This is a genomic window from Ilumatobacter sp. (genome assembly GCF_030065885.1).
In the GTDB taxonomy this organism is placed as follows: domain Bacteria; phylum Actinomycetota; class Acidimicrobiia; order Acidimicrobiales; family Ilumatobacteraceae; genus Ilumatobacter.
This window is the reverse complement of sequence record NZ_JASJCS010000024.1, coordinates 1-12,174: the sequence shown is the minus strand read 5'-3', so window position 1 is coordinate 12,174 and position 12,174 is coordinate 1. Positions and strand designations below refer to the sequence as shown.

9 protein-coding genes are annotated in these 12,174 nt (G+C 69.6%); 3 read left to right on the top strand and 6 right to left on the bottom strand.

Annotated features, from left to right (window positions below; translation table 11 throughout):
- Positions 1-25 precede the first annotated feature (25 nt).
- Positions 26-1,357 (bottom strand): hypothetical protein, encoded by a 1,332-nt coding sequence (locus tag QNJ12_RS07715; protein WP_300621149.1) that lies wholly within the window; start codon positions 1,355-1,357, stop codon positions 26-28.
- A 94-nt stretch (positions 1,358-1,451) separates the two neighbouring features.
- Between QNJ12_RS07715 and QNJ12_RS07710 the strand changes: the two genes are divergently transcribed.
- Positions 1,452-2,168 carry an NAD(P)H-hydrate epimerase gene (locus tag QNJ12_RS07710; protein ID WP_300621146.1) on the top strand — a complete coding sequence of 239 codons (717 nt, stop codon included), beginning with the start codon at positions 1,452-1,454 and terminating at the stop codon, positions 2,166-2,168.
- 21 nt (positions 2,169-2,189) lie between these two features.
- On the opposite strand, the gene QNJ12_RS07705 is transcribed toward QNJ12_RS07710, so the two are convergent.
- From QNJ12_RS07705 to QNJ12_RS07695, 3 genes are all read right to left on the bottom strand, one after another.
- Positions 2,190-2,765 (bottom strand): hypothetical protein, encoded by a 576-nt coding sequence (locus QNJ12_RS07705; RefSeq protein WP_300621143.1) that lies wholly within the window; start codon positions 2,763-2,765, stop codon positions 2,190-2,192.
- 178 nt (positions 2,766-2,943) lie between these two features.
- Positions 2,944-5,256 (bottom strand): glycosyl hydrolase family 65 protein, encoded by a 2,313-nt coding sequence (locus QNJ12_RS07700; RefSeq protein ID WP_300621140.1) that lies wholly within the window; start codon positions 5,254-5,256, stop codon positions 2,944-2,946.
- Positions 5,257-5,396: 140 nt separating this feature from the next.
- Positions 5,397-5,978: a TetR/AcrR family transcriptional regulator gene (locus QNJ12_RS07695; protein ID WP_300621137.1), complete on the bottom strand. Its 582-nt coding sequence runs from the start codon at positions 5,976-5,978 to the stop codon at positions 5,397-5,399.
- A gap of 68 nt (positions 5,979-6,046) precedes the next feature.
- Here QNJ12_RS07695 and QNJ12_RS07690 point away from each other — a divergent pair, with 68 nt between their 5' ends.
- Both QNJ12_RS07690 and QNJ12_RS07685 read left to right on the top strand, forming a co-directional pair.
- Positions 6,047-7,198 carry a DUF418 domain-containing protein gene (locus tag QNJ12_RS07690; RefSeq protein ID WP_300621134.1) on the top strand — a complete coding sequence of 384 codons (1,152 nt, stop codon included), beginning with the start codon at positions 6,047-6,049 and terminating at the stop codon, positions 7,196-7,198.
- A 42-nt stretch (positions 7,199-7,240) separates the two neighbouring features.
- Positions 7,241-7,675, top strand: a complete 435-nt coding sequence (locus QNJ12_RS07685) for a DUF1801 domain-containing protein (RefSeq protein WP_300621131.1) — start codon at positions 7,241-7,243, stop codon at positions 7,673-7,675.
- Between the two features lie 245 nt (positions 7,676-7,920).
- On the opposite strand, the gene QNJ12_RS07680 is transcribed toward QNJ12_RS07685, so the two are convergent.
- Both QNJ12_RS07680 and QNJ12_RS07675 read right to left on the bottom strand, forming a co-directional pair.
- A complete protein-coding gene (locus QNJ12_RS07680) occupies positions 7,921-10,683 on the bottom strand; it encodes an efflux RND transporter permease subunit (RefSeq protein ID WP_300621128.1) in 2,763 nt (920 codons plus the stop codon).
- A 172-nt stretch (positions 10,684-10,855) separates the two neighbouring features.
- Positions 10,856-12,085 (bottom strand): IS256 family transposase, encoded by a 1,230-nt coding sequence (locus QNJ12_RS07675; protein WP_300621126.1) that lies wholly within the window; start codon positions 12,083-12,085, stop codon positions 10,856-10,858.
- Between the last annotated feature and the right edge of the window lie 89 nt (positions 12,086-12,174).

Here is a 12,174-nt window from a genome sequence, read left to right as displayed (position 1 = left end):
CGTGTTGGCCCGTGTGGCCCGAGCGTCAGTCGTACCGTACGCGAGCCAGCGCCGTGGTCGTGCAGTAGAACACGTCGCGATCGCCGCCGGCGGTGAGGAACATGCCGTTGCCGATCCGCGAGCCGGTCGAGATGCGGTCGATCAGCTCACCCGTGCGCACGTCGACGACGACCAGATCGTCCTCGCCAGCATCGGTGAAGTCGTTGATGACGAACTCGCCGGAGTCCGGGAACACGACGGGCTGCATCGACGGGCGGACGTCGAGCTGCCAGGCGACGTCCAGCCGGTCGCCGGTGATGTCGACACCCGCCAGCCCGCCGTTGATCGAGTCCCAGGCGAGGGCCATGCTCAGCTCGGGCACGATCGCCGGGGGCGCGATGATGCCGCCCCCGGGCGCACCGAACGGTTCGACGAACCGGACGTCGTCATCGTCGGTCAACGACACCCGCGCCAGCCGCTGCGCGCCGGCCCAGGGGGCGGGCTGTCGCCACGACAGCGACGGTGGCTGGTCGAAACGGCCGTTCGGTTCGGTGCGATGGATGTGCCGGACCGACGGCACGTCGCCGCAGTCCATGAGCCAGCAGGCGTCGGCCGCCAGGCACGAATCCCAGGCGAGGCCGTGCTCGCCACCCGCGTCCCGGTACCGAGGTCGCCACTCGTCGACGACGAGCTCGTCGCCGTCGACGATCAACCGCCAGACGTGCTCGGTGCCCGGGACGTAGACGTGCTCGGCACCGGCCTCCTCCACGATGTCGGCCGCGATCCGGCCCATCGAGCCCTCGGGGAGCACGAGCGGCTCGCCGACCAGTTCGAGCGTGTCGGGGTCGAGCCGGGTGATCGTGGTGCCACCTTGGTCCTCGAGGCGGAGGTCCTTCGTGATCAGCGTGCCGTCGCCGAGCGCAAGGAGCCCGTTGTGGCTGCGGTCGACGGGCAGGACCCGCTCGGCGAGCACGGTGAGGTCGTCGGGGTCGAGGCGGTGCAGGTACGAGCCGTTGACCGACATGATCGACCCGTTCGCGTGGGCGAGGATCGCTCCGCACCAGACGTGTTCGCCGCACAGCAGCTCGGGGGACGAGGCGAGTGGTTCGAGGCTCTCGGGGTCCATCCGCTCGACCCAGCCGAACGGCGGTGGCCCGGTGAACGCGGCCATCGTGCCGCCGGCGAACCACTCGCCCGGGTCTCGCTCGACCACCATCACGTTCCAGCGGCCGTTCCTCCGGGTGGTGACCGACGCGGTCCCCGACGCGGCGTCGAGTCGGCCGCCGCGTGCCTTCTGGCGCCGGTTGCCGCCACACTCGACCGGCCACGCCGACGGCCAGTAGCCCCCGTGGCGCGCCGTGCGGTCGAGCGCCGTCATCGGGGGTCGACCTCGTGCATCGGGGGCATCTTCTCATGGCGGTCCCTCCTGAGCCGGCACCGACCCGGCGCGACCGACGGCCTACAGTCCCCGCATGGAGTGGCCGGTGGTCGATCCCGGTGAGCTCGCCTGGATCGATGCCGAGGCGATGCGCGAGATCGATCGCCTGATGGTCGATGAGGTGGGCATCGTCCTGCTCCAGATGATGGAGAACGCGGGCAGGTCCCTCGCCGCGGTCGTGCGGCGCGAGGTCGAGCCGTCGGCGGTCCTGGTGCTCGCCGGGCCCGGCGGCAACGGGGGCGGTGGCCTGGTCGCCGCTCGACACCTGGCGAACGCCGGCATCGACGTGCTCGTCGTCCTGTCCGCCGATCGCGGGCGGTTCGGCGAGGTGCCGGCGCACCAGCTCGGGATCATCGACCGGCTCGGCGTCGACGTCGTGGAGTCCGACGATGCGCGGCAGGTCGAGGTGGGCCGCGCCGACGCCGTCGTCGACGCGATGGTCGGGTACAGCCTGCGCGGCGAGCTCCGGGGCCCGGCTGCGTCGCTCGCCGACAGCGTGAACGCCGGTGGTGCCCACGTGGTGAGCCTCGACGTGCCGTCGGGTCTGCCGGCCGACGGGGGAGCCGTCGGGCTGGTCGTCGACGCCGCCGCGACCGTCACGTTGTGCCTCCCCAAGATCGGGCTGCGCGGCCGGCGCGAGGTCGGCCGCTTGTTCGTGGCCGACATCTCGGTGCCGGCGTCGATCGTGGCGGCGGTGACCGATGACCTGGCACCGCCCTTCGACCGCGGGCCGATCCTGTCGATCGGCTGACGACCGCCCAGTCGGTACCCGTCAGGCGGCCGGGCCGAGACCGAGCGTCAGCCGGTCGACCGCGCTGCGGACGTCGCCGTCGGGGACGGCGACGCGGAGCACCGGGTGACCCGTGAACGTCGGCGCCAGCCAGTCGAGCAACGCGTCGAAGTAGGCGCGCTGAGCCCGACGGCCGCCGACGAAGTCGAAGTCGGGGCTCCAGCGCCGGGTGAAGACCGCGTTGGCCTTGGTCCGCCAGCGCTCGATCAAGGCCCGGTAGTCGTCGATCGAGAAGCCGAACTCGACGCCGTGCGGGTAGTCGGAGAGCGTGGCGAGGCGGTCCGAGGTGAAGTGCTCGAGCCCGTCGATCTCGACGAGCTGGCCCGTGGAGGCGACGACGAGACCGGGCCGGAGCGTGCCGGCGCGGTTGCGAGCGAGGACGCGCCGGTTGCCGCCGAGGTCGGCGTGCAGCTCGTCGAGCGCGTCGATGATCTCGTCCGGTGCGTGACGCTGCACCACCGGGTCGAGGTGGCCTCGCACCGTCAGCCACGGGAGCGACGTGCGGCGGCGGAGATGCAGCCCTCGCGTGCGTGCTTCGTTCAGCGAATCAGCGATCATGCCCACACCTCTTTGTCGACACCCGCCCCGCCGACCTTGACGAGAACGCCACACGTGTCGACGCACCCGCCGATGCCGATGCCGATGCCGATGCCGATGCCGATGCCGATGCCGATGCCGGTGCCGGTGCTGGCGGCGCGATCGGTCGTGTGCGCGGTGCGCCGGCGCCGACCTCGGTTCAGGCCGAGCGCGTCACCGCGTCGCCAGGCGCGACCGCAACGACCTCGCCGGCGATCGCGAGCTCGACCGGGTCGCTGTTGGTCGCCGCCGCGGTGACGCAGACGACCGTGTCGTCCCCGGCCGTCACCGTGACGTCGAGGCGCTGGCTGCGCCAGACGACCGGATAGGTCAGCGACGTCCACGCCGGCGGGAGCACCGGGTCGATGGTGAGCCTCCCACGCGAGAAGTCGAGCCCGCCGAAGCCCTGCGTGGCGAGTTGGTACGTGCCCGAGCACGCAGCCGTGTGGATCCCGCCGATGAACGTTCCGCCGACGACGGCGTGCTGGGTGTTCAGCAGGTCGACCGTTGCCGTGGCGCGGAAGTGCTGGTGCGCTGCCCCGGCGTCGCCGAGCCGGGCGGCGACCATCCCGTGGGCGGCGTGGCTCAGCGACGAGTCGTGGCTGCACCGGCGTTCGTAGTACTCGTAGTTGGCGCGGCGGGTCTCGGCGTCGAAGCGGTGGCCGTGCAGCCACATCAGCATGGCGACGTCGGCCTGCTTGGAGACCTGGGTGGCGACGGCCACGCCGTTCGGCCACCCCCAGTACTCCTGGGGGTGCAGCAGGCGCGTGCGGACCTCGTCGGGCGTCGTGTCCTCGAGCGCGAAGAAGCCGGCGAACTGCTCGATCAGCCCGTCGTCCCGGGGCTCGGGGAGCAGCATCCGGTCGTGTACCCGGCGCCAGCCGTCGACCTCGTCGGCGGTCAGATCGAGGGCGGCGGCGAGTTGCGCGAGGGCGACGGGATGATCGCGCTCGAGCAACTCGTACGTCTCGACCGCGAACGCGAGCGCCGCTTCGACCTGGTAGTTCGTGAACGCGTTGTCGTCGACGTTCTCGTGCCATTCGTCGGGTCCGAGCAACCGGATGCAGTGGTACACGCCGCGCCACTCGTCGTAGCGGACGAACGAGTGGAGGAAGCGGGCCACCTCGAACGCGACCTCGGCGCCGTGCTCGACGAGGAACGCCTTGTCCCCGGTGACGTCGACGTACCGCGCCATGGTGGTCACGACGTCGGGGGCGACGTGCATCTGCCACACGTTGAAGTGGTTGCGGATCGGCCGCCCGGTCAGCACGTCGGTGAAGAAGTAGTCGGGGCACAGCTCGTCGCCGGTCTTGCCCGAGATCCAGGCGTAGAACGCGCCGTGGTAGCCGAGCCGCGCTGCCTTGCGGCGAGCCCCGTCGAGCGTGTGGTGCCGGTAGGCGAGGATCGATCGCGCGATGTCGGGTTCGGTGAACAGGAACGACGGGAGGTTGTAGACCTCCTGGTCCCAGAAGGCGGCGCCCTGGTACGCCTGGCACGACAGCCCTCGTGCCCCGATCGGCAGGTGCTCGGAGTGGGTGGGCGTGCAGATCCGGTGGTGGTAGGCGCTGAACCGCAGGGCGGCCTGGTCGACGACGTCGCCGTCGATGCGGACGTCGAGGACGTCCCAGATCGACTCCCACTGCGACCGGGAGTCCTGCCGCAGCTCGGTGTAACTGCGTCCGGCGCACCGATCGGCGAGTCGACGGGTCGATTCGAGCGGATCGTCGACGTCGTTGGACGACATCACGACGCCCACGGTGTCGACCACGACCGACTCGCCGGCTGCGAGCTGCACCCGCCAGCGTCGCATCGACCGGTCGTCGCCGGTCTCGATCGACTCGCCGAGCATCGACCCGCCGGTGATCGCGGAGGTCGATGCGACGGCCACGTCGATGTCGCTCTCGATCGTCGTGCCGATCGCCGTGAGCACGTCGTCTCGATGGTCGAGCGCGATGGCGGGCAGATGGCGACCGTTGAGGCTCCAGATGTCGGCGTCGATGCCGGCCTCGATCTCGACGACGGCCTCGGTCTCGGCGTGCAGCGTCCAACGCTGCGCGACGAGGTGGAGCTGGTCGTAGCTCGCGAAGCGCTCGACCTCGACGCGCACGCTGCGATCCCCGATCTGCCGGCGGAAGGCGGCTCGGTACTCGCCGTTCCGGAGGTCGAGCGACGTCCCCACGTCGGTCGCGTCGTCGACGCGCACCGGCGTGCCGTCGACCAGAGCGATGACGTAGAGCGGGTTCGGTGCGGTCGACAGCTCGCGCCAGTGGCCGTCGGCGCAGTCGTACGTGTCGGTGACCACGAGCGCGACGTAGTCGCTCGCCCCCTGTTCGGGAGTGGTCGCCCGGTAGCCGAGATACCCGTTGCCGCAGAGGAAGTTCGAGCCGACGGCGACCGCCCGGTCGGCGTCCCACCCGGTCTCGGTCAGCCGCCAGCCGCCGTCGTCGACGTGGAGCGTGTCGCTCAGGCGCACGGCTCACCTCGCCGAGCGCGCCTCGTGCCACCGAGTCGTGCGGGCCGGGCGGTGGCGGCCCGGATCGGTGATGAAAGCGCTTTCATACGGTGACGAATGTACTCGCGGTCGCACGGCCGGCGAGCATGCGGTGGCCGGACTCAGGTCAGCGCTTCGAGATGGGCCAGCGTGTCGAACGCCTCGCGGATCAGCGCGCTGAGCGGGCGCTTCGCGTCGCCGGCCGCCCATCGCTCGATCGCCACGTCGAGTGCCAGCATGGCCGCGCCGGCGATGATCGGGGCGGCGTCGCGATTGCGGCGCGACAGGAAGTGACGGACGGCGCCGGACAACTCGTCGCGGCTGGCGAAGTCGGCCTCGACCGCGGCGGCGTGCAACGCCTCGGCGGCGTAGATGAACTTGATCCGGGCCAGCTGGAACTCGAGGTCGGCGTCGTACCGGCCGCCGAGGGTCTCGACGAAGGCGTCCCGGATCGCCTCGAGCGGCGGCTGGTGCTTGAGGCGCTGCGCGAGCGCGTCGTCGATCGCGACGTCGTGCTCGTCCCAGAGCACGAGTGCCTCCTTCGTGGTGAAGTGGCGGTAGATCGTCGACGCGGCCATGCCGGCCTCGGCGGCGACCTCGTCGACCGTGACGTTGTCGAAGCCGCGCTCCCGGAAGAGGGGCAGCGCGGCCCGCTGCGCAGCACGCATCGCGTTGTGGCGGTTGCGCTGACGCAGCGACGTCATCCGAAAAGGCTAGCAGCATCCTCCTCGAGGATGACGACCAAATTGACAGTGACTCCTATGTTGGAGGTATGACGCAGCTGACCGACACCCCCGTCCCTGCCCGCCCGCAGCCGGTAGTGGCCGCCGACCGGATCACCAACCTCGACACCATCCGTGGGGTCGCCGTGCTCGGCATCCTCGTCATGAACGCCGTGTCGTACGGGCTGCACCCGGCCGCCTACTTCAACCTCGACGCAGCCGGTTCGAACGACTGGCTCGACTGGACGTTCGGCGTGCTCGGCGAAGTCTTCGTCGACCAGAAGACGATGGCCCTGTTCTCGATGCTGTTCGGCGCCGGCATCGTGCTGTTCTCCGATCGAGCCGCCGCCAAGCAGGCCCGGCCGGTGCGGCTGGCGATGTGGCGCAACGCGCTGTTGCTCCTCATCGGGTTCCTGCACTCCCTGCTCTGGGACGGCGACGTCCTGATCGTCTACGCCGCCTGTGCGCCCGTGCTCATCGCGCTGCGTCGGGTGCAGCCGCGCGTGCTGCTGACCGTCGGCACCGGTCTCGTGCTCTGGTCGGCGGCCCTTGCGGCCATCGTCCAGACGGCCGTGCCCGCGGACGGCGACGGCCTCGGCGAGTACTGGCTCACCGACGGATCGGCGATGTCGGACGCCGTGGGCATCTTCCTGCTCAACGACTTCTTCGCGAGGGCGCTCGGCATGATGCTGATCGGGGTGGCGATCTACCGCCTCGGCGTCCTGCACGGCGATCGGCCGGCCTCGTTCTACCGATCGATGGCCCGATGGGGTCTCGGCGTCGGGCTGCCGCTCGCGGTCGGCGGCGTCGTGCTGCAGGCCGCCTACGGCTTCGAGCCGCGGATCGCCGTGATCGGCGAGGCGCCCAACACCCTCGCCACTATCCCGATCGCGCTCGGCTACATCGGCGTGATCAGCCTGTGGAACCGCCGCAGCCGTGGCGCCCTCATCGGTCGGGTCCAAGCGGCTGGTCGCATGGCACTCACGAATTACCTCGGCCAGACCGTCATCGGGATCGCGTTGCTGCGAGGTCTGTTCGAACCCGACGACCTCGACCGCACCTGGGTGGCGCTGTTCGTCGTGGCGGTCTGGATGCTCCAGCTGGCGTGGTCGAAGCCGTGGCTCGCGCGCTTCCGGTACGGCCCGGCCGAGTGGCTGTGGCGGTCGGCCACGTACCGCCGGCTGCAGCCGATCCGCCGTTGATGCCCTCGTCGCAGCGTCGCCACGTCGTTCTAGGGTGGCGGCATGGAACGGGTCGACACGGCTCCCGACGAGTACCTCGCCTCCCTGCCCGATGACGACCGGAGCGTGATGTCGACGCTCGACGAGCTGATCGTCGGCGCGATGCCCGGGCGTGTCCGCGAGCTCTGGGAGGGCGTCTTCTGGGGCGGCACCGAGCAGACGATCATCGGCTACGGCTCGATCGTCCAGCCGCGGTCACGCGGTGAGGAGATCGAGTGGTTCGCGGTGGGGCTCGCGCTGCAGTCGGCCCACGTCAGCCTGTACGTCAACGCTGTGGCCGACGGTGACTACCTCGGCAAGCAGTACGCCGATCGGCTCGGCAAGGTCAAGCTCGGTGCCGCCAGCATCGCGATCAAACGCCTCGACGACGTCGACCTCGCCGTGCTGACCGAACTCCTCGAACGAGCTCACGAGCTCACCCCGCCCGACGTTCACTGATCGGGCTTCGCCGACCGACCAACTCGGATCCGGGCCGCACCGGGCCGAGATCGTCATCGCCGCTGCGGTGCCAACGACGCCGAAGATTCGGCACTCGCCCGCCACGTCGGGGCGACGCGTCAGACAGTGCGATGGCTGCTCGCGACCAGCGCTGACACGGGCCGGCCTCGCGAGGGCCCATCTCACCGCCCGACCGCGGTGAGCTCGGGAGGCGGAGCCGGTCCGGCTTTGCCGATGGCGGAGCCCTACACGAGCGGCCTGCCGCGGCGTGATCTGACGGCGTTGCGGACCGGCGTCCGCACCTTCTCGACCACGAGGTAGAAGACCGGGAAGGCGACCAGGACGAGGATCGTCGAGCTGATCAGGCCGCCGATGAGCGTGAAGCTCAACGACTCCCAGAACGGATCGCTCAGCGCCAGCGGGAGCAGGCCGACCACGGTGGTGATCGTGGTGGCGACCAGCGGCCGGAACCGGCGCGTGACCGCCTCGCCGATCGCGGCGCCCGGCCGCAGCCCGCGCCGGCGCGCCTGGTTGGCGGCGTCGACGAGGAGGATCGTGTTGTTGACCACGACACCGATGAGCGCGATGAAGCCGACCGCCACGAAGAAGCTGATCGGGTTGCCCGAGAGGCTCAGCGCCGTGAACACCCCGAAGAAGCTGAACGGGATGGCGAGGAAGATCAGCAGCGGCTGCACGATCGAGCGGAACTGGAACACCAGCAGGGCCAGCATCAGGAGCAGTGCGATCATCAGCGCCCTACCGAGCGAGGCGAAGTCGTCCTGGTTGTCCGATTCCTGACCGAAGTCGTAGTCGATCGCGTCGGGCGCGAGCCCGAGCGCGGTGAGCTCGTCGGCGCCGTAGAGATCGTCGACGAGCGCCTCGGTGGCGTCGAGGTTGTTCGTGAGATCGTCGGTCGAGAACGCGGCGCGCACCTCGATCTGGCGGGTGCCGTCGATCCGGTACACCTGGCCCTCGGTCGACACGATCGCGTCCTCGATGAACGTCGTCTCGCCGCTGGCCTTGTCGAGCTCGACGCCGATCAGCTGGTCGCGGAGCGTGAACGCGAGCTCCTCGCCGGCGGCCACCGACGTGGCGTCCACCGAGATCTGTGCGGCGAAGGGGAAGTCCTCGACGGGCGGCCCGTTCTCGAGCTGGCGGACGCTGACCCGCATGTCGGGCAGCTCGTCGAGCTGCTCTTCGAGGCGCTCGACGAAGGTCGGCGCCGGCGTCGACCGGTCGTCGAACGGCGTCAGGTCGATGATCGACAGGAGCTGGCGCTCGTTGGCGTTGATGTACTGCGAGCTGACGAGGTCATCACCGAGCGTGTCGACGACGATCTCGTCGATGGCGCGTGAGCGTTCCTGTGCCTGCTCGATGGTGGTGCCCGGATCGAAGTCGGCGGTGACGAACAGCGCGTTGGCGTCGTCGCCCTCGGGGAAGATGTTGAACCCCACCGTGGCGGCGATCTGGAACGACCCGAAGATCGCGGCGAACGCGCCGACGACGATCCCGACGCCCACGCCGACGCCCTTCCAGCCGTGGCTCGACGGGTACTCGGCGAGCGCCCCGAGCGCACGGGCGATCCGCTTCTCGCCGCGCGTGACGGGGTTGTGCGGCGTCACGCCCTTCAACAGGAACGGCTTCGCGATCGCAGGGATGAACACGACCGAGAACAGGAACGACAGCAGCAGGGTGAGGATCACCGTCGCCGGGATCGCCCGGATGAACTCGCCGAGCACGCCGCTCACGAAGAGCATGGGGGCGAAGACGAGCACGGTCGTGAGCGTGCCCGAGAGCGACGCCGTGCCGACCCGGTTGATCGCTGTGCGCACCACACCGACGGCCTCGTCGGCCTCGGCGCGGTTGGCGTCGATCGATTCGGAGATGACGATCGCGTCGTCGACCAGGAGACCCAGCGTCAGGATCAGACCGAACAGCGTGATGGTGTTGAGCGAGTAGCCGAGCGCCCAGAGCCCGCCGAGCGCCGCCATCATCACCGTGGCCATGAACAGCGCCGTGACGATCGAGACCCGCCAACCGATCAGCAGGAAGCTGACGATGGCGACGGCGATCAGACCGGTCAGCAGGTTGCCGGAGAGCGAGCTGATCTGCGAACGGATGTCCTTCGCGAAGTCGGCGGTGACCGCGGCGCTGAAGCCGTCGGCGAGCACGGTCTCGTCGTCGATCAGGCCGTTGATCTCGTCGCTGAACCCGAGCAGGTCGAGGTCGGTGTCCTCGCTGCGGACGAGGCCGATGGCGATCGCCTCGTCGTAGGCGCCGGTCTCGGCGAAGGCGGCGCGGACGAACCGCGTGCGGCGGGTCTCCTCCTCGCCCGTCGCAGGGTTGACGCCCTCGGTGAGCAGGTTGCGGACGTCGGCTCGGTCGACGCCGTTCCCGGTCTCGAGCAGGGTCTGCAGCTTGGCCGCCTCGGCCTCGAGGTCGGCTGCGGTGGCGCCGTCGGGTCCGCTGACCGTGACCAGCAGGTCGTAGACCTCGAGGAACTTGGTGGCGTCGATCGGCCGGACGGTGATCTCGGCCTCGGGCGGGACCCCGATCGACGGGTTGGCCGCCTCGAGCAGCTCGGCGCCCTCGGGCGACGAGAAGGAGTCCTCGAACTCGACGATGACGGCGAAGGCGTTGTCGAGCGAGAAGCTCTGCACCTCCTTGACGCCCTCGATCTCGCTGTAGGCGGTCTGCAGCGGGAGGGCGACGTCGTCGTCGACCTGCTCGGCGCCGTCGACGAAGTAGTTCCCGTCGACGACGACGATCGGCAGGTTGACCGGCGGGAACCCCTCGCGGGCGAGCCCACCGCCGTACGCGACGAGGCCGATCGCCACGACGACGCCCCAGAGGGCCATGGTGACCTTCCAGTGCGTCGTGGCGGTGGTGGCGAGCCTGGTGATGAGCGAGCGGTTGCGCGTGCTGTCGTCGTGTGACGGCTCGGGCCGGTACGCCGGTTCGGGGACGTCCTCGACGCCGGTCTGGGGGGAGTCGTCGATGTCGACCATCCCGGAGACGCTAACGAGGGGCGGAGACCCTTGCTGCGCGGTGATCGATCATTCGCCGCTCGCTCGGCGGATCGAGCATGCGCCGTTCCGTTCGCTCGCTGGCGTGGAGTTGGTGGCTGGGTGCGCGGCAGTGCCCCGTCGGGTGGTGGGGTTTGAGGTTGATCCTCGGTGCTCAGTCGCCGGTGTTGAGCTCGGCGACGGGGTCAGTATCGCGCGGCGCGTAGAGCTTGGCCATCGAGCCCTCGGAGAGGTAGCGGCGCTCGGATGCTTGCCATTCGTCGTGCATGTCGGCGAGGACGGCACCGACCAGGCGGATCACTGAGGCTTCGTTCGGGAAGATGCCCACGACCCGGGATCGGCGCTTGATCTCTTTGTTGATCCGCTCGAGCGGGTTCGTCGACCAGATCTTCTGCCAATGGGCCCGTGGGAACCCGGTGAACGCGAGCACTTCGGTCTTGGCGTCGTCCATCAACGGGCCGACCTTGGGGAACATGCCCGCCAGCTGATCGCGGACTTGGTCCCACGTCTCTGACACGGCCGTCGAGTTGGGTTGGGCGAAGATCGTGCGGAACACTGCGGCGACCATGTCGGTGTGCGATCGCGGCACGTGGCTGAGCAGATTGCGGGCGAAGTGCACCCGGCACCGTTGATGGCTGGCTTTCTGGAAGCTCTTGGTGAGCGCGGCAACGAGGCCGGCGTGTTGGTCGGAGATCACGAGGCGCACGCCGCCGAGCCCGCGGGCGCGCAGCGAACGTAGGAAGCCCCGCCAGAACGTCTCGTCCTCGCTGTCACCGATGTCGCAGCCGAGGATCTCCCGGTTGCCCTCTGCGGTGATTCCGGTGGCGACGACGACGGCCATCGACACGACCTGCGAGGTCTGATTGCGTACGTGGAGGTAGGTCGCATCGAGGTAGACGTAGGGGAACTCGACGTGATCCAACTGGCGGGTCCGGAACGCGCCGACGATCTCGTCCAGCCCAGCGCAGATGCGTGAGACCTCCGACTTGGAGATCCCCGACGCGATGCCGAGCGCGGCGACCAGATCATCGACCGAGCGTGTCGAAACGCCGGCGACGTAGGCCTCCATCACGACCGCGTACAACGCTTGGTCGATCCGCCGCCGCGGCTCCAAGATGGACGGGAAGAAGCTCCCCTTGCGGAGCTTGGGGATCGCAAGCTCGACGTCGCCGGCCTGGGTCGCCAGCAGACGCAGGCGCGAACCGTTGCGTTCGGTCGTGCGCGTGTCGCTGCGCTCATACGGTGCGGCGCCGATCTCCTCGGTCGCCTCGACCTCGATCAACTCTTGCAGGACGAGTCGCACGGACTCGCGGATCAGATCCACGCCGTCACCAGCGCGGAACGCGTCCAGCAGTTCGGACACGGCAGACTGTGTCAGGGCCATCGGTAGTGCTTCTCCTCAGTGAGTAGGTAGTGCTTCTCACCGAGAATCACGCCGATGGCCCCACCCAGTGGTGGACCCCTCAGCTCACC

Coding starts and splice junctions, on each gene's coding strand:
- QNJ12_RS07715 (WP_300621149.1), bottom strand. CDS start 1,357: ATGACGGCGCTCGACCGCACGGCGCGCCACGGGGGCTACTGGCCGTCG.
- QNJ12_RS07710 (WP_300621146.1), top strand. CDS start 1,452: ATGGAGTGGCCGGTGGTCGATCCCGGTGAGCTCGCCTGGATCGATGCC.
- QNJ12_RS07705 (WP_300621143.1), bottom strand. CDS start 2,765: ATGATCGCTGATTCGCTGAACGAAGCACGCACGCGAGGGCTGCATCTC.
- QNJ12_RS07695 (WP_300621137.1), bottom strand. CDS start 5,978: ATGACGTCGCTGCGTCAGCGCAACCGCCACAACGCGATGCGTGCTGCG.
- QNJ12_RS07690 (WP_300621134.1), top strand. CDS start 6,047: ATGACGCAGCTGACCGACACCCCCGTCCCTGCCCGCCCGCAGCCGGTA.
- QNJ12_RS07685 (WP_300621131.1), top strand. CDS start 7,241: ATGGAACGGGTCGACACGGCTCCCGACGAGTACCTCGCCTCCCTGCCC.
- QNJ12_RS07680 (WP_300621128.1), bottom strand. CDS start 10,683: ATGGTCGACATCGACGACTCCCCCCAGACCGGCGTCGAGGACGTCCCC.
- QNJ12_RS07675 (WP_300621126.1), bottom strand. CDS start 12,085: ATGGCCCTGACACAGTCTGCCGTGTCCGAACTGCTGGACGCGTTCCGC.